The organism is Candidatus Liberimonas magnetica (assembly GCA_020523885.1).
GTDB lineage: Bacteria > Elusimicrobiota > Endomicrobiia > Endomicrobiales > JAFGIL01 > Liberimonas > Liberimonas magnetica.
In genome coordinates this window covers 50,817-74,061 of record JAJAPY010000005.1, presented here as the reverse complement: position 1 = coordinate 74,061, position 23,245 = coordinate 50,817, and the positions used below count along the sequence as shown (strand labels likewise).

Genomic DNA, 23,245 nt, shown 5'->3' with positions numbered 1-23,245 from the left:
AGGATAATATCTGAAAAAAAGCATACTTTGTTTAATGATATTATGTATATATTCAGGGATCGGCCATACTTCAGATAAGCTACTCCTTGAATATGGCATAGAACAGATTGAATTTATACAAAACTTACCTTATCTTGTTAATACTTCAATTATAAGCAAACAAAAAGAGGAATCGGCCCCTTCAGCTATCTTATTAAACAAGTTTGAGGTAAAATATGATTTATTCAAAGACTGGTATGTGGGTTTAGGAGTCTTACTCCCTAGAGATCAATATGAATATAGAGAAACAGACCTATTCCAGTATTCAGAACTAGATAGCAATGGGAATGTTAAATATAATTACAATAGAAGATATATTAGAACTATTTCTCCGCGATTTAATGTCTGGCGACTATCATTTTTGAAGTACCTGGATGAGAATAAAATAGCGTTTTTTCATGCTGGAATAAGTTATTTAAATATGTCTGTTGCCGTTAGGACTGAAAAGACGATAGAAAACACTACAACAAATACAACGCAGCAGATATATGATAGAAATGAAGACTACGATGTATCCGGTGCTTCATATTTTATAGGATCCGGGATTAAGATATCTGTATATAAAGGTATCTATGTCTCCGGGGCACTAAGATTAACACGCAGCATGGAGAATAAAGATATAGAAATAGATGCATATAAAGGCTTATATCTTATAGACGTAAACAATGGCAGCGATTTGGAGCGGAAAACAGCGTCTTTGATCGGCGGATCAAGTAATGTCTTTACATTTGGGGCTAACATTGGATATCAATTCTAAATCAAAAATGGAAAGCATAAATATGTTAAATAAAGACGAAACTAAACTTTTAAAAATATATAAGAAGCTTTGGCTTACTAATGGTGCTCCTGCTTGGGCATTCCAAATCCCACCGGCAATAACGGCCATTGGGTCTAAAATGAGGAAACACATCATTTCCTTTGCATCTTGCGAGAATTTTAAAGGTGAATATCCCAGTGAACTGATTAACATTTACAAGGTTCGAGGTTTTGACTATGTTGTGTCCAGGTCGCGGTGGCCGTCAAAAGAATCACAATATTTTCCACATAGGCACATAACCCCATTTGATTGTCGTGATCAGTATGTAATTACTTGGTTCGCGTTAAGAATGCTTGAGCATGATTTAAGCGATGAAATAAGTGAATTTTCTGAGCAGATAAGCACTGCAAATCCATTTAAGTTTACAATTTTCCACGAGGCTGATGAGACGAATAAAGACCCCAAAAAAGAGCATGTCCCAAAATCATTACCTTACCTAAAAGCAGATTTGCGTGTCATAAAACCAGAAGTAATTATTATTCCCAAAAGCCGTTTCGAGCTTTTTGGCTCAAAACCTGAATGGAAAGATATGCTTAATGAGGCATCTATTAAACACATTGTCCAATTTGTCTGGATAGAGCAAGCTGGGCAACGTAGAATTAACATAAGCCAACTAAGCACGTCATCAATAGTTGAATCTGAATGTGAACCTATCAACACTTGGATTAAGGAGAGCCGTTGTAGTGCGAAAATAAAAGGCCATCTATCATACTTGAAAAATAAATGGGATAATGAAGGCTGGATGTTCTCGATAGACCCGCTTGCATAGAGCAGTAAGATAGTCAGACAAATAAGAATACAATATGATCCATAAAAACAACTTGGGCAACAATAGTATTTGCCTTTGAGGTGACTTAGATGGATAACGTATATTTTGGCAAAACCGAGGTTCTGGAACTCAAAATAAAAGTAGATGAAGTCTTAGAACCGCTGGATTTCTCAGACTTACCCGAAGGGTGGAGTAAGTGTCCACATGATCCAATGGTTTTACTTCCTGTATTCCCGGATCTTAAAATTAAAAAAGGTTTGGTTTTACGGGCATATTATAATAATACTCCAAGACTTGGCGGACACTCTAAAGTCTATGTGATGCCGGAATCGGCTGTTTTCCCAGAACCAGTTGATGCTCCTGACCTACCTTCACATGTGAGAAGACCGAAAGAGGCTTTGTCTTTGGTCATGGGGGCTTTTGAAGGCAACTACAGTGCATGGTCTTATTTTTGTGCTTCTATCCTATGTCGTGAAATTGAAGAATTTGGAAGATGGTGGCATGCGTTAAACTGGCATACTCAAACTATTCTTTTTGATGACCCAAGGAAAGTTCCACCGAAAGATTCTGCCAATATTAATAGAAAAGTATTTAGTGAATGGAAATTTGATGACAATGAACCGGCAGATTGGCGTCCTTCTTTTTTGGAAGAAGCAAATAAGATAACGGTCACTTTTTATACATATAGCGGGTTTGGCTTTGAGTGTATTTATCGTCATGTTGATGTATATGAAAAGGGTAGTTATGATCGTGTGGAGTATGACAGTATAATCTTAGCAAAAGGACCAAGAGGCTATATTTTTTAGAAATATAATTTAAGATAATACCTCAAGCGGGTAGATATTGACCATGAATTCTAAACAACCAAAAAGAACGATAAAATGCTTAATATGTAGCAAACGGTTTAAAGCAATAAATAATGGGCACTTAGTAAACAAACACGGGTATGATGGTATAAACCCTGTAGAAGACTATAAAAATGAATATGGCCTGTCAAAAGCAACTTCAGAATATACACGCAAACTTATTGGGAAAGATAAGATAGACAATAAATACTGGGTTGGTAGAAAGCATAAAAGAAAATCTATCTTAAAGATGAAGTTAGTACATTCAGGAGTCAAAGCAACAGAAGAAACTCGAAAGAAACTCAGTAAGCAAAGGATAGGCAATAAGAACGCATTAGGTTTGAAGCATAGTAAAGAGTTTAAGAAACGTATTTCTGAAATAAATAGGAAACTCTGGGCTGAGAACAAGAGAAAATATGAGAATATGGGCCAGGGCGGAAACAAAAAGCATATATCTTAGACCGCCGATTTTTGTTCCAGGCTCTACTTTATTATTGCGGTCGGAGACAAGTCCGTTCAGGGATTAACAACAGATGATTAAATTAGTAGGAAAATTATACGCTAAAGCATATTTTACAGCAGGAAAGTATTATTTCTCAAAGAAAAACTTTGATGAAAGCATTAATAATCTCGATCTCGCTATTAAATATAATCCTAATGAAGGTGATTATTATAATTTTAGGGGTTATACATACGCTGAAAAACATGATTATAATAGGGCTATTCTAGATTACGATAAAGCCATCAAGCTGAGTCCATCGCTTGCAGTCGCTTATAATAATAAGGGATTGGCATATTATAAATTAAACAAAATACAACTCGCAAAAGAGAATTTTAGAAAAGCTTCTGGACTAGGGCTTAAGATAGCTAAACGAAATTTAAATGATTTGAGGTAGTGTTTAATTTGCAAATTTCAAAAAAATATAGTATTTCAATGATATAGAATGAATGTATTTAGATCAAGGTTTATATAATTCTTATTAATAAAATAAGGACAATAAAAGGAAAAATGCTACACAAAATATTGATAACTGCTTTTATAATTGGCATTAATGCATGTTTATATGCTGATTATACAATCACAACTATTGCCGGAAACGGAACAGCTGGTTATTCAGGTGATGGAGGGGCAGCTACTTCTGCACAACTTAATACTCCCGGGGAGATAGCATTAGACAATATAGGTAATATTTATATTGCTGACCAAACTAATAAACGTATAAGAAAGATAAATTCGTCAGGTATAATATCTACAATAGCAGGTACCGGGACGGCAGGTTTCTCTGGAGACGGAGGACTTGCAACTTCTGCTCAACTTAGTTCACCATATGGGATAACAGTTGATACTTCAAATAATGTTTATTTCACTGATCTTAATAATGTTCGCGTAAGAAAAATAAATGCTTTAGGCATAATATCAACAATAGCAGGTACTGGAATCGTAGGTTTTTCAGGAGATGGAGGTTCTGCAACTTCTGCTAAACTTGTTTCACCAGTTGGAATAAAAGTTGATGCATTAGGTAATATCTATATTACAGACGGAGTTAATTATTCTCAAGCTACAATCAGTAGTCGAGTAAGAAAAATAAGCACTTCCGGTATAATATCAACTTTTGCTGGAACTGGAACTCAAGGTTATACAGGTGACGGCGGTCCTGCCACTTCTGCTCAATTTTACTATCCATTTGGGATTGCAGCTGATACTTCTGGTAATGTCTATATCAGCGATTATGATACTCATTCAAGCGTTGTAAGGAAAATCAATGCTTCAGGAACAATATCTACAATAGCAGGTACTGGTACAGCAGGTTTTTCAGGGGATGGCGGACTGGCCACTTCTGCTAAATTAAATATGCCTACTGGACTAGCAATTGACATTTCAAGTAATATTTATATTTATGATGGTTCAAGGATTAGGAAAATAAGTGCTTCAGATATAATTTCAACTATAGCCGGGAACGGAACAGCGGGTTATTCAGGAGATGGGGGCATTGCAACTTCTGCTTCAATTAAAGATAGTGGCGGAGGAGTCGCGGTTGATGTTTCTGGTAATGTTTATATTTCTGATAGATATAACCATTGCATACGAAAACTGACTTTGTTACCAACATTATCAAATACTTCAGAAGCCAATTATACATCTTCATTTTTATATCCTTCAATAGGTAAATCAACTAGTACATTTGTTTTTAGAGTAAAATATAGTCAAGAAAGCAATAAAGCACCTGGAACAAACTGCCCTAAACTTCATATTTATAATAATGGAACAGAGATTTACAGAAGTCCTTTTGTTATGGGAGCAGCCGACATTACTGATACTACATATAACGACGGCAAAATTTACACCTGTTCTATAAGGCTTTCTGCAAGTAGTAACTATACATACAAAATCGAAGTTTTTGATGTAAATGGTGCATCGGCGACAGCTATAACTGGTACGGGACCTTTAATTACGAACCCTAACTTTTCTTCTAGCAGATACAATATTACTACTATTGCTGGAATTGGAGGTGGACCGAATGCTGGTTATTCAGGTGATGGCGGACCTGCATCTGCTGCGAAGATTAATCATCCTGACGGGGTTGCAGTAGATGAATTAGGTAATGTTTATATTGCTGATACCCAGAATCAATGTATAAGAAAAATTAATACATCTGGGATTATTACAACAATAGAACAAGATAAAGTTATGGCTCTTGATATAGATACCGCTGGAAATATCTATTATTCTAGTGACGATTCTATAAAAAAAATAGATATATTAGGAACAAAATCAGTAATTATTTCAGGGCTCAATAATCCGTGGGGTTTGGTTGTTGATTTTTTTGGCAACATTTATGTAGCTGAGTCTGGAGGTAATCGAGTAAGAAAAATAAATGCATTAGGAACAATGACTACGATAGCAGGGATCGGTACAGCCGGGTATTCTGGAGATGAAGGGCTTGCTACCGCTGCAAAAATTAATAACCCTATAACTTTAGCAATTGATATTTCCGGTAATGTTTACGTGGCTGATTATGGAAATTCCCGAATTAGAAAAATCGACATGTCAGGCATAATAACCACAATAGCAGGGACCAGTACATCTGGATATTCAGGAGATGGTGGTGCCGCTACTTCGGCTGAAATTCATAATCCAATGGGTGTTGGAGTAGATGCTTCAGGTAATATATATATATCAGATACAGGTAATTATCGTATAAGAAAAATTAATTCGTCTGGAATAATTTCAACAATAGCAGGGAATGGTACTCAAGGTTATTCTGGAGACGGAGGGGTGGCAACATCTGCTTCATTATCAACAGTTCAGTTATTGGAAATAGATTCTTCCGGTAATGTTTATATAGATGATTATTGGGGATATATAAGGAAACTTACGCCAATATTTACTGGTAATATTTCTGGCAAAGTCACAAAAAGTGACGGCACAACCGCTCTTTCCGGAGCCCTTCTTGAAGTATTGCAGTCTAACGTGGTAAAATCTATCACTACAACGGATACAAGCGGATATTATTCAATAACAATCGGGACAGGTACTTATGATGTAAAAACTTCCATTTCTGGATATCAATCCCAAACCAAGACAGGATATAGCGTAGCCAATGGTTCTACAATAACAATAAATTTCGAATTAACTCAAATAAATGCTCAAGCACAATCAGGGACAATTTCAGGCAAAGTAACAAAGTCGGATGGCACAACAACTATTTCTGGAGTTTTAATAGAAGCAATGCAGTCTGGTGTAACAAAAGCCAGCGTTTTGACAGATTCAAGCGGTAACTATTCAATAACAGTAGGAACAGGAGCTTATAATGTAAAAGCTTCTACTTCTGGTTACCAGTCGCAGATAAAAACCGGTTATAATGTAACAAATGGTTCTACAGTGACAGTGAACTTTTCGCTTATCCAAGTTTCTGCACAGGCTCAAACTGGAACCATATCATGTACAGTAACAGATTCCAACAGTACGTTGATAGCTGGTGCATCAATAAAGATATACCAGGGAAGCAGTTTTATAAACGAAGTATATACTGATTCAACCGGAAAATATAGCCTTACTATAGGGACAGGGACATATGATTTTACTGTTTCAAAAACAGGTTACCAGACATCTACACAGAGAAATGTTTCTGTAACAGCAAACCAGACCACAACGATAAATTTTTCGCTTGCTACACAGACACAAACAGGCACATTGTTCTGTAATGTTCAATGCAACGGTATTGTTGTCGAGAATGCATTGATAAGAATCAATCAAGGGAATACTTTAATTGATATGGATCAGACGAATTCTTTAGGTACATACAGTTTATCTCTTCCACCTGGCACGTATGATATCAATGTTTCCAAGACAGGGTATCAAACTACTACGCAGACCGGAGTCGCAGTAAGTGCAAATCAAACAACAAATCTATATATATCAATATCTCTTGCTCAAACAACTCAGAATAATCAACAACAATCCGGTAAACAAACGACATTGAGTGATAATTTATTTAATCCGAGAACTGGAGGGACATGCAAAATAGGATTTTTAGTAACACAAACTGGAGGTGTTACGATAAAGATATGCGACTATAAAGGTAGACAGGTAAGAAATGTCTTTGATAACGTAAGCTATACAGCAGGCAGTTATCAGTGGAACTGGGATGGTAAAGATGATAGTGGAAAAGCTGTATCTTCAGGTGTATATATTTTATATTTTAAATATCCCGGTGGGACAGAAACACGGAAAATAGGAGTCAAATAGTAATAGAATGAAAATAATAAAATATATATTCATGTTATTCTTACTGTTTTTTTTATTATTTATACAGATTAATTGCTATGCTGATACATCTGCCGCTATGTTTCTTGAGATACCATCATCAGCAAAGGCAGTAGGAATGGGAGATTGTTTTACAGCTTTAGCGGATGATCCTTTCGGTGCTTATTATAACCCAGCAGGGATTTCTTTTATCAAGTATCCAACCGTTTCATTTTTATACCAAAACTATATACAGGATATGTCAGATAATTCTATAGGGATAGCTATACCTGGTAAAGTGTTCAGTTTTAATCTTTCCCCTTCATTTATTGCAATTAAAGAAGAGCCGATTTATGATTCATTTGGGAATGATACTGGTAGGAAGTTTAGGTATCAGGCTACAATTGTGCCTTTCTCAGCTGCTGTAAGAATAAAAGAACTTTCTTTCGGCGGGACAATTAAATATTATAAAGAAGAATTGGATACTGATTCTAAAGATGTCACTACTTTTGATGCTGGTGCTATTTATAGGTTAAATAATTTAAGTTTAGGTATTTCTGAATTAAATATGACAGGAAAACTTGGGGACTATGATCTTCCCAGGACCTTAAAATATGGACTTTGCTATAAGTATAAAGACCTAAACCTTCTTTTTGATTATAATTCCCAACTTACAATAAATAAAAGTTTTTATAACTTAGGTGGAGAATTCTTGATATCGAACATTTTATTTGTAAGATGTGGATATAGGTTGCAAGATACATTTGGCGGTTTAGCTTATGGTTTGGGAATAAAAATGGGTAGGTTTGATATAGATTATGCAGCTTCAAGTTATAGCGACTTAGGTACTGCTCAAACATTAGGACTAAATTATAATTTTGGTAGGGAAAAAGGAAAAAAGGAAGAATTGCCAAAGCCCAAAGAAGAGCCAATTAAACCCAAAAAAGAACTTGTTAAATCAAAGCTGGAATTAAAAGGTAAAAACACAGCTATTTCAGAATTTTTAGGAAAAAATGCTTCAGCAGCGGACGCTTCAATAGTTACTGATTTTATTAGAACGGAAATGGTAAGTAGTGAATATTTTAATATTCTTGAACGAGCAAATATGGAAATGATTCTCGCAGAACAGAAGTTCCAATTGTCTGGCTGTACAAGTCAGGAATGTGCGGTTAAAATGGGAAAAGTTCTTAATGTACAGCTTGTATTAATAGGTTCTTTATCTAAACTGCTAGAAACTTATTATATTACAGTTTCTTTGGTAGATGTTGAAACAGGAAAGGTGATAAAATCAATAGACCAGAAAGCAATGACTGCTGACGAATTAAAAGATGCTTGTAAAACAATCGTACAAAAACTAATTAAATAAATCCTTAAAACCAACCATTTCACTTAGGATACATACCTGTTAAAAATCTTAACCTTAAAGATGTTAAATTTAACGGGGAAAATATTAATCCAAAATGTATGAAATTTAATATTATTGCAAAAAGATATTGGGTTGGATTAAAATTTAAGAAGCACACAGCTCTATGGCTGTGCTAATCCAGACGAAGTTATATATTATAATTTAAAAGGATATATTGTGAAAAAAACGAAAATTGCCTTATGTATATTTATTGTGATAGGCTTATCTCTAGTATTTTTAAAACTAAAGAGAAATTCATTAACTCTTAAAGGTCAGTATGATGGACAATGGTATACTGACATGTATAAATCTTTTAGGATAAAAATAAATAACCTTGGAGATGTTAATACTCTTAAAGAGGATATAAAAGAAAATAACTTTAGCACAATTTCTTTTAATGATAATGAAGGTGTTATGTACAAATTCGTTTTTGGTAAGATAAATGATAATGTTAGCGAAGATAATTATATTGACCATCTTTATCAACAGGGAATACAGCAAGGGAGAAAATGTAAACTGTGTGAAACGCCTTTTACTAAGAAATGCATAATGGAAATATCAATTTTGTTAGATAAAGAAACAAATGATAAACCTGGTATAAGATATTCTGCTATATTTGCACGCAATAGATCATTGTATATCGTTGAAATAGAAAAGAATTTTAAGGATATGAGAGAAGCTGCAAATTACAAGGAAATTGGCAAATATGTTGACAAGTTATGGGTAAATACTATTTTTATTTAATAATTTTATAAATAATAAAATGTTTTTGCTTTGCCAGGTAAAAATAAATGAGATATTCTATGAAAATCAGTAAAACTATCATCTTACTTATTTTTATTATTACTACAAGTTGGTTTTTTTATAATAAATATAGAAACCAGACATTCAAAGAAGAAGTTAAGGAAAAACTTACAATTGCAGAAAATTTAAGGAATAAGGAACAAAATGAAGAAGCAATACAAATATATGGTAGGCTGTTTGAACGGATGCGTTCACATAAAGACATGTCTCATATTGGAGCCGTGGTATTCGGGCTCGGAGAATCTCATCTTAATATCGGAATTAAGAATGCCGATGCAAGCCACTTAGAAAAAGCTATTGAGGCTTATGGTGAAGCAATTAAATTTTATACCAAAAAGAATTATCCTGAAAACTTTGCATCAATACAAAATGAATTAGGTATTACTTATAAACGCTTAGCTGAATTAAAAGATAGAGATAAAAACATTGAAGAATCAATAAAAGCTTATTCAGAAGCATATGAATATGCAGATAAAAACAAAAATCAACAAAAATCTGGAGAACTTTTAATCAATATTGGGACTGTATACAATACACTTGCCAAATACAAGGATAAAGAACAAAATTTGTTGCTGGCAATTCAAGCATACAGTAATGCAGCTAAGAACTTAAAATTCAGCAAAGATCCGACCATATACTGCCTTGCATTAAATAATTCGGCATTTGCTTTTCGTGAGCTTTCTGTACTTAAAAATAATACAAAATACCTTCATGACGCAATAGCATTATACAAAATGGAACTAGCGGTACTAAAAACAGATCCATCTATTTTTAAGGAACACATTGAAACATTAAACTCAAATATTGAAGAAACAAACAAAACGTTGAGTAAAATGAATAAAATAGGAAAATAGTACATATTTAATATGAAGAAAATCGATTTAATAGTGATTGCTCTTGTTATTTGTTGTATAAATGTGCATAGTAGCACGTCTGTTGAAGGGTTGTATATGAAGGCATTGAAATCAAAGGGAGAGAACTTTAAAAAAGCTTCTGGGTTAGGGCTTAAGAAAGCAACTCAAAATTTAAGAGATTTAGGATAACGGTGTTTTAGAAAATAATAGTTTTATCTTATGACAATGAAAAGATTAGCCTTTATTTTGTTAAGCTTCGTATTAATAAGTAACGTATCCGCGGAAGATAAGGGAGTAAAACTTTATCTTATTAAAGACGTAAAACTGCATATTGACACATCCTGGGAAGGAAATAGCGAAAAGATAGAAAAAGAGATACAATCTATCTTAAAGACAAGCATCCCTGAGCTGAAAATAAGCAAAGACAGCAAATATACACTCTCGGTCAATATAAAGCGGGCAAAAGAGCTTCAAGGTATATTTGCTTGCCAGTTCTATCTTAGGTTAATAGGTTTTGGGTTTGACAAAGATCTCGGAGATAGCCTTTATACAAAGGAATACTGGCAGTACTCTTACTTTGGAATGTGTGATAATAAGGGCTGGGAAGGCATGATAAAGGACATTTTAAGAGATGGAATTAGGGATTTAGCGGTTAAAAGGTATAGCAAAGACAAATAGAATATGTCATACGATACCATTATGACTTAAACGGAAATATGTCTTAAAGTTTAACTTAATAGTTTAAGGTCATCCCTAAATCACACTAATATATAGCATATATTTTTAAGGAGATAATAATGACGCAGAAAAGAAAAGTTGAAGGAGAAATCATTGAAATTAAGGAATTTACGAAAACAGAGATAGATGTTGGAATAAGTAAATTGAATAAAAGAATTAATGATGTAAAATCTATTGATTCAAAAAACACGAAGCATTCAGATGCAACAATTGAAACTATCGAGTTGAATATTAGGGAAACTATTCGTGAAATATTTGGCACGAATTCTCCTGAATTCAAAAAACATCAATATCATGCAATTTGGCATGGTGGGGTTGCTTTTAATCTGCCTGATTATGAACGACATAGAAGATTTGTTGATGGTATACCTCAAACAATATCAATGTTGGAAGGTCTCATCGAAAGACTAAAGGAAAAGGAAGAATATATTAGTTTTGAATCTAAAGATAAGGAAATTTCTTTCTGGGATTTGTTACATCCTTCAGTAATAACAAATGCAAAAAGTCGTTTTGAAAGTAAACATTATGCAGATGCGGTAGAAACCATATTGAAAGATTTAAACAATAAGATTAAGGATGTAGTAAAAAAGAAGACAGGAAAAGAATTAGATGGTTCGGACCTCATGCATAAAGCGTTTTCACCTAACAACCCTATCATAACTTTAGATGATTTATCTACTGAAACTGGGAAAAATATTCAACAAGGATATATGGAGATATTTGCAGGAGCTATGACTGCTATAAGGAATCCAAAAGCACACGAAATTGTAAATATTACAAAAGAAAGAGCAATTCATTTCCTTTTTTTTGCAAGTCTGTTGTATTCCAAATTTGATGAAAGAATATGACATATTTTAACTTTGTCGCATCCTTAAAGAATAAGTCTTCAGATATGTCTCAAAATATGGGGAACAAAACGTACTTTGTTGCCTAACAACCTCCAAAATGTTATAAAAACAATCCTTGTAGATGTAATTTATTTAATGGATAGAGTTTTATGAATAAAGATAATAAAATAGAAAAATATCGTAAAATAGTGCAACCTCAAATAGAGTATTGTTTAAATTGCCAAGCCCGCGATAGTGGAGAATGGGTTTGGGTTCTTGGTGATAGAACTGATTTGGAAGAATTGTTTTGTGATTACGATGTGCCTGATAACTTAAGAAATGATTTGGCTGATAAGTTGGTTTGTAATAATTGTGGAACACAATTAAGTCGAGGCATAGAGATTGGTTTGATGACAAAAGCAGAAAGAGAATTTCATGATAAACTAGCAAAGTGGCGAAAGTACTATGAAAAACGTTTTCGTGACTTTTTATTGTATTTAGAAAAGTATCCTTTCTTGGGAGGGCAACACAAGATTGGTAAAATAATATGTGAGAACATTAAACTTTTTCCAACAACAGAAATAATTAATGAAGAATGGTGCCGAGCAAGGAAAATAGTGTCAGGTCGAAAATTAACAAAAAAAGATATGGATCCACCGAACCCATTAGAAAATCCTATATTTGAAGGCAGATATAATCATTTTGGTCAAAGTCATTTTTATTTATCAAGTCAACCGGAAGCAGCAGCAAAGGAAATATTGGATAACGAAGAAGTGTTTGTTAATATGCAAAAAATACTTATTGAAAAGGCAAGTAATATATTAGATTTAAGAGATTGGTGGGAAGGAGAAGATCGGGGATTACCTGTGATACCTATGGGGTTGATTCTGTCTGATTTATTTCAAAAGGATGTTGATAGAAAGAAAAACTGGAAACCAGAGTATTTTATAACAAGATATATTGCAGACGTTGCAAAAATGAATGGTTATCAAGGAATCATATTCCAAAGTAAACATCATTATTATAATAATATGGTTCTATTTGAGCCAAAACTGATTAAGTATAAGTTTATTGATGAACCATACATTTATGAACTAAAAAATAACACTGATTTTGAAGTTACTGACTGGCCTTTTCGAAACTCGAAATAAAAGGTGCTGTAAATAAGCTGTTATCTTGAAAGAAAAAATGGTCAGATCTAATCTGATTAACATCATTTTAAATTTAGTCATATTTTATGTTAAGACTTGAATAATTAAAAACAATATTTAGTATTAGGCTTAAAATAAAGTAAAGGAGAAAAACCATGGGTAAAGACCAAAAGGCAAGAAAAGAAGTAAAAAAGATTGCCGAAAAAACATTGAAAGAGAAAAGGCTTATAAAAAAAGCAAAAAAAGAAAACAGATAATTCAATAGTTTTTAAAATAGGCCAGATTTTAAATGTCAGCACAATGATTATTGGATCGCTTTCCAAAATAGATGAAGTTTATTTTGTCTAAATAGCTATATGTAAGGGAAAACATGAAAAAAGTATTATTGTTGATCAGTTTTATTGTTGTCTTTTCAATAAGTGAATTATATGCCGATATGACTGTCTATTTTATTGATGTAGGTCAAGGAGACTCAGAATACATAGTTCTACCCAACGGCAAGAACGTTCTTATTGACGGCGGGCCCTCAAGTGCTACATCATCTAATACAGCCTCTTTCTTAAACGCACACAATGTAACTACTATTGATTATGTAGTTTTAACGCATCCTCACGATGATCACTATAAAGGTCTTCAGTGGGTTTTTGACAATTGCCAGGTCAATAACTTCTATGATACAAAGATGAACAATAGTGGGGCAGTTGGTGATGAGACTACCCGTACAAAATCAGCAAGTGAGCCAGGATGTACTATCGTTTATCCTTCAGCAAATGATCTGCTTATCTGGGATTCAAGCGTTACAGTAAAAGTATTAAATGCCTGCCCTAGTACAACCTCCAGTTCGGATGGTACTACAATAAATCAAAACTCTATTGTCCTAAAAATGACCTACAACGGCGAATCGATACTATTTGCCGGTGATATAGATACGAATGTTGAAGCGACACTTGTATCAACCTATGGCAATAACCTAGCTGCTAAGGTACTCAAAGTACCTCATCATGGCAGTGCTTATGGCTCAAGTACAGCGTTTCTGGATAAAGTAAAGCCTACCCGGGCCTATATAGAAGTAGGTGCGGGCAATTCTTATGGACATCCAGATTCAGGAACAGTAAGCAGACTTCAAGCAGCGGGAGCAACTATATACAGAACAGATACCAGTGGCACAATGTCATATGTAATTAGCTCTGTTCCCGCGAGTGATACGACCGACCCCAGTACTCCATCAAACCTAGCCGCTATTGCTGTTTCATCTACCTCTATTAGTCTAACCTGGGCGGCTTCAACAGATAATGTAGGTGTTACAGGCTATCAGATCATCCGTGATGGCTCTTATTTGGCATCTACAACTAGTTTAACCTACTTAGACACTGGACTTACCCCTTCAACCCCCTACAGCTATACAGTGAAGGCCTATGATGCAGCCGGGAACATAAGTACACAGTCAAACACTGCTACAGCAACTACAAATGCAGCATCCACTAGCTCAAATACAGGAACAAATACAAATGTTAAGGCAAATGATTATGTAAAACCAGCTGAGTTAGGCTTTGGCGGAACGTCTGGTATTAAAAAGAAAATTAAAGAGTTAAAAAGGTATAAAGATGCTCTTAAATAGATATAAAATACTTTTTACTGCATCTTTCATGCTTTGCATAGGTTCAAATATATTAGCTAATGATTCTATTGAGAAATTAGGAATCACTCTGGGAAATCCGTGGATAGGTCTCCAGTATAACCTATTTTCAAGAACTGGATTGGAATTAAGATACTCATTAGATCCAGAAGTGAAGCTTGTAAACTTTCGCGGAAGCTATGATCTCATGCAAAAGAACCCATATAGTATATTTGCCGGATTAGATTATGGTTCTTTTTCATTCGACTGTGAAGGTATAACTGGAACAGGTTCAGCAATAACACCTTTTTTAGGGGCTGCATATTCGCTGAACAAGAAAATATCTATCTCTACTGATCTTGGATACAGCATAATAAGTGTTGAATCTGGCAATGCTTCACTATCAGGCCCGGAATATACATTTAATATTTGGTTGACTGTATATCCGTTTAGTCACAATAAAGCTAAAGAAGTAAAGAAAATTGAAGCAAAGATTGATAATCCTGAACCAGTTAAAGTTACTACTCCTAAAAGCAAGACCATTTTAAAGAAACCTGTGAAACGGTTAAATAGTAGTAAGTAATTCATGGCACAAATAATATGGTTAAAATAAAAAAGAATAGAGAGCTTATTATAGAGAAGGTAGAATTTATTAAGTCTTGTAGTGACCGGGAAGCCAAGGAGAGACTTGATTTAATATTTGATATGCTTCTGGGAGATAGTTCAATACAAAAAGAGAAGCCCCAATCTAATCCGGTTAAAGGTAGCAAACGCTGAAACTAGGTCAAATAAATTGATATGGCGTCAGTGTTTGACTCTACAAATGACAGAAAGTTAAATCAGTAAAATACTAAATTTAAGCAGTCATTATTGAAGATATCATATATTGCTTGAGAAGGAGATAAAATGCAGGATTTTAATTGTCTATTGTGTGGAAATGAGTGTAAAACCATAGATTTGCGTCCAGGAATAACACTGCTTAGAAAAGAGTGCCAAATATGTGGGGATTATGTCATTGGGTTAAACTATTTTACTATAGAAGATGCAATACAGAAAAAAGTACTGCCTGGAAAATGGATATTGTCCGGATTAGCTAGATATTTAAAAGATAATGATATGGAACCTTTGGATATTTGTAATTTTGATAAAACCAATTTAACTCTTTCTCAGATTAAAATACCTCAAACCCCATTAGAGAAAATTGACATGCTTTTAAATCACTTTTATAAAGAATCCGATCATTTTGATGCTCCTGTTTTATTTAGTTCAGATAATCAATATCCTGTTTGTTTTGCAAAGAATCCTAATGAAATGAATGGATTATGTGAGGCTGCGAAAAAATTAGGATATATCAGTGTCCCTACAGGTCTTGATGAAATGGATAAGGAAATTGGGATGCTTCATGTTCTAACTCTTAAAGGATGGGAACATGTTGATGAACTTCGTAAGATAAAACCTTTTGGTAATCAGTGTTTTGTTGCCATGTTTTTCGATAAAGATATGATCCCTATTTGGGAAAATGGTATTCTTCCTGCTATTATAGATGAATCAGTAAAGTTAGATCCTATGAAAATAGATTTGAAGGAACATAATAACCATATACCGGTAGAGATTTTGTCAGAAATTAAGAAAAGTAAAATATTAATTGCCGACTTCACACATAATAGAGGTGGTGTTTATTTTGAGGCAGGTTTTGCGAGAGGACTTAATATTGAAGTAATACAGCTGTGTAGGGAAGATTTTAGAAAAGAACTACACTTTGACTTAAACCAAATAAACACAATATTTTATAACACGCCTGATGATTTAAAAGATAAACTTGTAAAAAGACTAAAAGCGACAATAAACATAATTGAGAGATAGGTGCAGGGATATGTATACAAAAAATATATTCAAAACCTTCAAAATGAGAAATGGTAAATATCAACGTATGTTTTATCGTAATTGGGTATACTTTGTATATCCAGGAGCACCACATTCAAAAAATACAATGAAAGATGCTATTAAATATGCGTTTCAATTGGAGCTAGTAAAGAAAATAAAGGAAATGAAAGAAAAAACGCCATTTGTAGGTAATGTGGGGGTAGAAATGTACATAGAAGCGTGTGGCAAAACTCCACCACACATACACACTGTTGCAAAAAATTACATAGACTTACTATATAAACCAGTTAATAAAAATATAAGTAAAGACGACCTAATATTAGAAGATGATAATCAAATATCTCATTTATGCATATATTATAGTGTAAATAATCAAAATCCAAAAATAACATTTCAAATATACAAAATGCAATGTTTAAAAGAGTCAATGAGGCTTGCAGTAGATGCGTTATATGGCAGATTGGAAGACGTTGATAAAAATGAGCTTGAAAGAAAATGTGAAGATTATGAAGGAGATGACTTATCTGATCTCGTAGAACGATATCGCGATCATGTAAAAGAAAAAGAGTTGATACTAAAAAATATTGGGGGAAAATCTTATAACAATATGCTAAGGTTGTACAAAATGGATATTCAAAAGTCCATACTGAAACATTCTAAACAAGACATTGCAAGTGTGTACGAATTGTTGAAACGTAATAGAAATCACAAAGATGAGCTATTAAATAAATTAAATGAATTTAGAAAGCAGAATGCTGAATTTAGTATTAAGAATCTCGTAAAAATTAAATTACCTAACGTAACATTTGAACATGATTATTTAAATAATTTTAAAAACAACATAAGGAAACAATTTAATGAATTCAAAAACAAAAATCCTTTTCTAGATAAATTATATTTTCCCGTTGCTATAGAAGTTGTTTACAGGCCAACAAAAACAAAATCAAAAGATGTTTTTAAAGATTTAGACAATTTAATGCGTATAATAGTGCCGATATTTCACGAGATTTTTAGTCCTCCCCTTGGATTTGATTCGTTAGTTGAAAAAAACTTGTGTCAAATTCCAAAAACAATAAAATATCAATTGGAAAGATATGAGATAGTTATGATACCAAGAAAGAAGGATGATGATGATGGGATTCTTACACTTGGTATTTGTGACTGGCAAACACATGAAGGATTACTTGGTAGAGCACGAAGAATTATTGACAAGGCAGAGGAGTGTGTTAAAAATGATTAGGTATTAGCATATGCGGCATACATGAGCGTAAAGGCATAACAACAAGGCTAGAGATAATGGAAGAAGTAAAGAAAATTTCAGTAAAAATTACAAAAAAAATGATATGGCGTCAGTGTTTGATCCTCCAAATAGTTTATGTACTCACTAAATTTAGACAAAGTTTCTGTTTTATTCAGATAAAACTTAAAAATTTAGAAAGTAGGTGTAAAACATGGGAAGTTATTGGGATTTAAGCTTAAACGGGTATCCTATAATTAGCATGAAAAGCTACGTAAGTGATGAAATAATGACGATTTACCAAGAAATGGATAAAAAAGTGCGTTTGGCAAATGTTTCTGAAAGAAACGAACTTGTATGGGGTAAAGATTTAGCTGATTCTAAAGAGGAAGAAACTAGAATAGAATATTCAGCAGAGGCTTCTTGTATTTGTCAACGCCTGGATCTAATGGGATTTAATTTATTGAAAACAAAACAAGATTTCGAAGAAAGTAAAGCTGACAAAATAATGAATTTAAAAGAATACTTAGATGAAGATAGATACTTCTCAAACGAATTAAGAGTTCTTGAAAAAAACAATTATGATGATTTTATCACTGAATTCAAAATTATTTTTAAAGAAGGGGTATATCCAATTTCTAAATTAAAATCTCTTGATAATTGTTCAGAATTATTAAAATATATTTGTGATAATGATGATACTTTTTATGGATTTCCTTGTTCTGATTTTCGATATTTATTACGAGCGATGCTATCCATTATTCCTCCTAGTTCTCATGTTACGTTAGATTTAACAGAAGTTACAAATGCAGGTTATTACAATGCCGATGATGAAGTGTCTAACAATGCAAGAGATGCTTTGAATGGCGGATATGCTATTAATTCAAAAATAATAGTTTTGACTGAAGGGAAATCAGACGCACACATTTTAGAAAAAGCATTAAAATTATTGTACCCCAACTTATATAATTATTACTCATTTCTTGACTTCACGTTTGGCAATCCGGGAGGAACAGGTCATTTAGTTAACGCAATCAAGTTCTTTGCTGCGGCTGGCATTGAGAATAGAATAATAGCATTGTTTGATAATGATACAGCAGCATTTTCAGCAATAAGCGGATTAAAGGAAACAAAGCTTCCTAATAATATCAAATTAACAACTTATCCTGATATAGAATTAGCTAATTCATATCCTACAATTGGTCCAAATGGATTAATTAAACAAAACATTAATGGTTTAGCATGTAGTATTGAATTGTATTTTGGAAAAGACGTATTATCTCTTGATTCTGAAGATTATGTACCAATTCAATGGAAAGGTTTCGATGAAAAGTTAAACCGTTATCAAGGTGAAATATTAAAAAAAAGAGAATTACAAGAAGTATTTTCCAATAAGATAAGAAAATCTGAACAGTCAGGAGTTACAACACCCGAAGATTGGGAAGATATTATAAGTATTTTTAACCATATTTTTATCCAATTTCAATAACCGCTTTTAAAGCCTTAAAAATACTTGTAAAGTTTCTTCTTTAAAAGATATTTAAATGCAATTGGGATCAGGGCTAATCTTTTGTCGTAATAGAAGATTTTGATTGTTTCTAAATATAATCAAAAAACTCAGGAAAACCATATTAAAATTTAAGAACGTCAAATCAGCCTTTTGGAACAAATACAGCGAAGATGAAACTGACTTCGATAATGAAGTCCGGCAAGGGATATGGTTCCGCTCAGATGATCTGACCCCCCTTCCTGAGGCCCCAGAGGGCTATTATTGGACGCTTGATAATGGTGGTCTTAGTACAGGTAGAACGATAAATTATAGGTTGTGGAGCAATAAATTTACTGAATATATGGTTGGTTCAGAATAAAGTTTAAGAAATAAAAGGCTTGTATACCTATGGAATACGAAATTCACAAGAAATACAATGTTGAAGATATTGTTGATAAAGTTATCCCGCTGCTTAATCCGAACGGATATGATGACTATTCCGAGTATGAAGATGCAGTTCATAATGCTATCATTAAAATTGGCATAAAAGTATTATTCCAGACCGATATTAGGAATGCCATTAGAACCAAGAAGGAATATTTGAACGGGATAGTAGATAGAATGAAGAATAAAATAGAGTTTTTAATCGCAAATGAACGTAGGTTAAACAAATATAATAAGGAGTGTTTTGCAAAGATTAAAAATCTTAAACGGGACGAATATAACCTTGCAAATCATAAAAAAATCGATATGATACTCAGTTCTAATTTTTCTACAAAAGAACTTGTTAAGAAGGGAGTGAACAATGCCTGAAGAAATAAAAGAAGTTACTTTAGAAGAAACTGCAAGAACGCTTGTTTATATCCAGGAAGCCATAATAAACGTACTTGAGCGAAAAGAGATAGCAACACGACAAGAGATCATGGAAGAAGTAAAGAATCTTGCAGCGGCTAGTTTAAAACCAAAAAATTGATAAAAACACCTTTAAAACAAATAATTTATTTTTAATTACAAAGAGACAGCTCGAGCACTTAGTGAATGGAGGTATAATGAGTAATAATATGTTTCCTCGTGGGTCAGAGTGGAGGAAATGGGATTTGCATGTGCATTCTCCAGCTTCCGAAGGTTATGTGGGTACATATGCTAAATTACTTCAGCAAATTAGAAATAGTGATTGTGCTGTAGTAGGAATAAATGATTATTTTACTGTAGATGGGTATAAGAAGATAAGAGATGAATTAAAAGATATTAAGGAAAAGATGCTTCTTCCAGTGGTCGAAATGCGAATGAATAATGTGTTGGCAAATCGTGCAAGAGAAGATTCTGGGGTTAGAATAAATTTTCATATAATATTTAATCCTTTAAGAGAAGAAGGTAATGTAGATTTAGTTCCAGCTATAGAGGTATTTGTAAAATCACTTAATTATAAAAAAGCTTCAGGACAAGATGGTAAAATAGGTGATATTTATAATAACAAAACGGCTTTACTGAATGATGTGACAGTGGATTTTGATAATGTTTTGCATGAGCTTAACAGATTGGAAGAACTAAGTAATAACTATTTAATTCTTCTTCCTTACGACGAATACGGCGGAATTGATGGAATAGTATCGAAAAATTTTCCTTTCAAACCTGCATTAATCAATAGTGCACATATCATAGGGTCTGCAAATAGCAAAGAAATAACTTATTTTTTAGGGGCGACAAAGGAGTATTATGAGCATTTTGAAAAAAGAAAACCATGTATAAAGGGAAGTGATTCTCATAATGCTAACTATCCAATTGGGGCTTTAAAAGATAAAAATTCAAAACCGATAGAAAAATATTGCTGGATAAAGGCAGATCCTACTTTCGAAGGCCTAAAACAGATTGTTAGGGAACCAGAAGATAGGGTTTATATTGGTCAAACACCTCCGATTTTAGAATTTATTCAAAAGAATACCACAAAATATATAGATAATATTGAAATACATAAAAATGAAAATTCGAAAATAAGTGATTTGTGGTTTGATAGCAAAATCGATTTAAACACAGGGCTTGTTGCAATCATCGGAAACAAGGGCAAAGGAAAGAGTGCTTTAATAGAAACAATAGGACTAATGGGGTATACTAAGAACAGTGAAGACTTTTCATTCTTGCATAAAAATAAATTTAATCGAAACAAGCTGGCAGATAATTTTAAAGCAACAATAAAATGGAAAAATAATAAAACATATTCTCACAGCTTAAATTACAAACCAGAGCTAGGCGAGCCAGAGCGAGTTAAGTGTATTCCGCAATACTATTTAGAGAGGGTTTGTAATAATATAGATAAAAGTTTTCAAGAAGAGGTAGATAATGTAATATTTTCGCATATCGATATTTCAGAAAAGTTGAATGCTAATAATCTTAAGCAATTAGTTGAATATAGAACAAAGACAATAGATGATGCTATTGAAATGGAAAGAGATAAAATAGTTAAGCTTAATACTGCTATTATTGAACTTGAAGAAAAGGATAAGCCAGCATACAAGAATAAAATAAATCAAGAGTTAGAACTTAGAAGCAGCGAGTTGATAGCGTTGGTTAAACAAAAACCTGGAAAGCCTAAACATCCAAAGCAAGACGAAAAGATAGTGGAGAAGCAGAAAGTATGCTTAGAAAACATTGAAAGAATAAACAAAGTAATTGAGGCAATAAATAAGAAAATTGATAAGAACAAGAAAAGTCAGTTAGCCATTAATTCGGATTTAGAAGAAGTTAAAATAATAGAAGGCAAAATCAATGCTTTGAAAAATACTTACAAGGCAATAATTGAAGATATTGGAGAGAGTTTTGAGAGACAGTTGAAAAATAAGTTTGAAGATGTTGTTAAACTAGATTTAACAAATTCAATGTTGTTAATAAAAAATAAATTAAAAGAACTGGAAGGTTTGAAATCTTCATTAAAATGTGAGGTTGAAGGTGAGACGTCGAAAAGTGAAAAGAAAGTTGGTCTTTTAGAGCAATTGAAAAATGAAATCGAAAGTAAAACAAATGAACAAAAGAAACTGAATGAGCCTACTAAAATGTATCAGGAATCGTTAGATAAATACAAGGATTGGGAAACATTACTTACATCTAAGAAAAAAGAGATAGGTGAAATTAGAAAAAATGTAGATTATGTTAAAAATGTTCTAAGAAAAGATATTGAAGGGGTTGTTGATAGGAGAAATAATTCGATTAAAGAGATATTTAACAAATATGAGGAAAAAATAAAAGTATATAAAGATCTTTATAGGCCAGTAATAAATTTCATTAGTAAAGAAAAAGTCAAAAATGAACGCATGGAGCTAGATTTCTCACCTGGTATTTTGATGGATAATGGTTTTGTAGATAATTTATTATCTTTTGTTGACCAAGGAAGAAAGGGTTATTTTCAAGGTGTTGAAAAAGGGAGAGAGCGACTAATAGAGATAATTCAAAAATATGATTTTAACAAATGCGAAAATGTAATATCATTTTTGGACGAAATTAATGGGGCAATAAGAAATAATTCTGATATAGGGGAACAATTGGTGAAAGGGAAAAGTAAAGGGTCTTTATATGCATTTATGTTTTTACTTAGATTTCTTAAGATCGATTACCAGTTAAGATGGGGTGATAAAACGCTTGAAGATCTGTCGCCAGGGGAAAGGGGGACTGTTTTACTTATATTTTATTTATTAATTGATCAAAGTAATATTCCTTTAGTAATAGATCAGCCAGAAGAAAACTTGGATAATGAATCGGTTTATTACTTGCTAGTAAAATATATTAAAGACGCAAAGAAAAGAAGACAAATTATTATCGTTACTCATAATCCTAATCTTGCAGTGGTCTGCGATGCTGAGCAGGTCGTATATTGCGATTTAGATAAAAAAAATAAATTCAAAGCATCGTACATAACTGGAGGTATCGAAAATAAAATAATTAAGGAGAAAATAATTAATATCTTAGAAGGAACAAAATATGCCTTTGGAAATCGACAACAAAAGTATGAAATAATTAATTACAATTCTTAGGC

Annotated in this window: 21 protein-coding genes; all 21 read left to right on the top strand. The window is 33.0% G+C overall.

All coding sequences use genetic code 11. The features are described 5' to 3' along the window. Nucleotides 1–34 precede the first annotated feature (34 nt). The 21 genes from LHV68_05325 to LHV68_05225 all read left to right on the top strand — a co-directional run bounded on the left by LHV68_05325 (nucleotide 35) and on the right by LHV68_05225 (nucleotide 23,243). Entirely contained in the window at nucleotides 35–796 is a 762-nt protein-coding gene (locus LHV68_05325; protein ID MCB4791291.1) for a hypothetical protein, read from the top strand. Next, entirely contained in the window at nucleotides 780–1,625 is an 846-nt protein-coding gene (locus tag LHV68_05320) for a hypothetical protein (GenBank protein MCB4791290.1), read from the top strand. The genes LHV68_05325 and LHV68_05320 overlap by 17 nt, the downstream gene beginning before the upstream one ends. 89 nt (nucleotides 1,626–1,714) lie before the next feature. Continuing rightward, nucleotides 1,715–2,431: a hypothetical protein gene (locus LHV68_05315; GenBank protein ID MCB4791289.1), complete on the top strand. Its 717-nt coding sequence runs from the start codon at nucleotides 1,715–1,717 to the stop codon at nucleotides 2,429–2,431. 43 nt (nucleotides 2,432–2,474) lie between these two features. Next, nucleotides 2,475–2,930 carry a hypothetical protein gene (locus LHV68_05310; protein MCB4791288.1) on the top strand — a complete coding sequence of 152 codons (456 nt, stop codon included), beginning with the start codon at nucleotides 2,475–2,477 and terminating at the stop codon, nucleotides 2,928–2,930. Between the two features lie 73 nt (nucleotides 2,931–3,003). Beyond that, a complete protein-coding gene (locus tag LHV68_05305; GenBank protein MCB4791287.1) occupies nucleotides 3,004–3,366 on the top strand; it encodes a tetratricopeptide repeat protein in 363 nt (120 codons plus the stop codon). Nucleotides 3,367–3,479: 113 nt separating this feature from the next. Next, nucleotides 3,480–7,220, top strand: a complete 3,741-nt coding sequence (locus LHV68_05300) for a carboxypeptidase regulatory-like domain-containing protein (protein ID MCB4791286.1) — start codon at nucleotides 3,480–3,482, stop codon at nucleotides 7,218–7,220. Between the two features lie 7 nt (nucleotides 7,221–7,227). Further along, on the top strand, nucleotides 7,228–8,583 hold the full coding sequence (locus LHV68_05295) for a PorV/PorQ family protein (GenBank protein MCB4791285.1): 1,356 nt from the start codon (nucleotides 7,228–7,230) through the stop codon (nucleotides 8,581–8,583). A gap of 216 nt (nucleotides 8,584–8,799) precedes the next feature. Then, the gene (locus LHV68_05290; GenBank protein ID MCB4791284.1) at nucleotides 8,800–9,366 is read left to right on the top strand and encodes a hypothetical protein; all 567 of its coding nucleotides are present in this window, start codon (nucleotides 8,800–8,802) and stop codon (nucleotides 9,364–9,366) included. Nucleotides 9,367–9,425: 59 nt separating this feature from the next. After that, nucleotides 9,426–10,280 (top strand): hypothetical protein, encoded by an 855-nt coding sequence (locus LHV68_05285; protein MCB4791283.1) that lies wholly within the window; start codon nucleotides 9,426–9,428, stop codon nucleotides 10,278–10,280. 225 nt (nucleotides 10,281–10,505) lie between these two features. Continuing rightward, nucleotides 10,506–10,958, top strand: coding sequence for a hypothetical protein (locus LHV68_05280; GenBank protein MCB4791282.1), 453 nt, complete (start codon nucleotides 10,506–10,508; stop codon nucleotides 10,956–10,958). Nucleotides 10,959–11,077: 119 nt separating this feature from the next. Beyond that, on the top strand, nucleotides 11,078–11,866 hold the full coding sequence (locus LHV68_05275) for a TIGR02391 family protein (protein ID MCB4791281.1): 789 nt from the start codon (nucleotides 11,078–11,080) through the stop codon (nucleotides 11,864–11,866). 149 nt (nucleotides 11,867–12,015) lie between these two features. Next, nucleotides 12,016–12,996, top strand: coding sequence for an RES family NAD+ phosphorylase (locus tag LHV68_05270; GenBank protein ID MCB4791280.1), 981 nt, complete (start codon nucleotides 12,016–12,018; stop codon nucleotides 12,994–12,996). A gap of 370 nt (nucleotides 12,997–13,366) precedes the next feature. Beyond that, nucleotides 13,367–14,614 (top strand): MBL fold metallo-hydrolase, encoded by a 1,248-nt coding sequence (locus tag LHV68_05265; protein ID MCB4791279.1) that lies wholly within the window; start codon nucleotides 13,367–13,369, stop codon nucleotides 14,612–14,614. Then, complete coding sequence (locus tag LHV68_05260) at nucleotides 14,601–15,194, top strand: transporter (protein ID MCB4791278.1); 594 nt, start codon at nucleotides 14,601–14,603, stop codon at nucleotides 15,192–15,194. The genes LHV68_05265 and LHV68_05260 overlap by 14 nt, the downstream gene beginning before the upstream one ends. Nucleotides 15,195–15,517: 323 nt before the next feature. Further along, nucleotides 15,518–16,474 carry a hypothetical protein gene (locus LHV68_05255; GenBank protein ID MCB4791277.1) on the top strand — a complete coding sequence of 319 codons (957 nt, stop codon included), beginning with the start codon at nucleotides 15,518–15,520 and terminating at the stop codon, nucleotides 16,472–16,474. A gap of 10 nt (nucleotides 16,475–16,484) precedes the next feature. After that, nucleotides 16,485–17,735 (top strand): hypothetical protein, encoded by a 1,251-nt coding sequence (locus LHV68_05250; GenBank protein ID MCB4791276.1) that lies wholly within the window; start codon nucleotides 16,485–16,487, stop codon nucleotides 17,733–17,735. Nucleotides 17,736–17,946: 211 nt separating this feature from the next. Further along, nucleotides 17,947–19,221: a hypothetical protein gene (locus tag LHV68_05245; protein MCB4791275.1), complete on the top strand. Its 1,275-nt coding sequence runs from the start codon at nucleotides 17,947–17,949 to the stop codon at nucleotides 19,219–19,221. A 103-nt stretch (nucleotides 19,222–19,324) separates the two neighbouring features. Then, a complete protein-coding gene (locus LHV68_05240) occupies nucleotides 19,325–19,600 on the top strand; it encodes a hypothetical protein (GenBank protein MCB4791274.1) in 276 nt (91 codons plus the stop codon). 29 nt (nucleotides 19,601–19,629) lie between these two features. Further along, a complete protein-coding gene (locus LHV68_05235; protein ID MCB4791273.1) occupies nucleotides 19,630–20,034 on the top strand; it encodes a hypothetical protein in 405 nt (134 codons plus the stop codon). Beyond that, on the top strand, nucleotides 20,027–20,194 hold the full coding sequence (locus LHV68_05230) for a hypothetical protein (protein ID MCB4791272.1): 168 nt from the start codon (nucleotides 20,027–20,029) through the stop codon (nucleotides 20,192–20,194). Before LHV68_05235 ends, LHV68_05230 begins: the two co-directional genes overlap by 8 nt. Nucleotides 20,195–20,270: 76 nt before the next feature. Beyond that, nucleotides 20,271–23,243, top strand: a complete 2,973-nt coding sequence (locus LHV68_05225; protein ID MCB4791271.1) for a hypothetical protein — start codon at nucleotides 20,271–20,273, stop codon at nucleotides 23,241–23,243. Nucleotides 23,244–23,245: the final 2 nt, after the last annotated feature.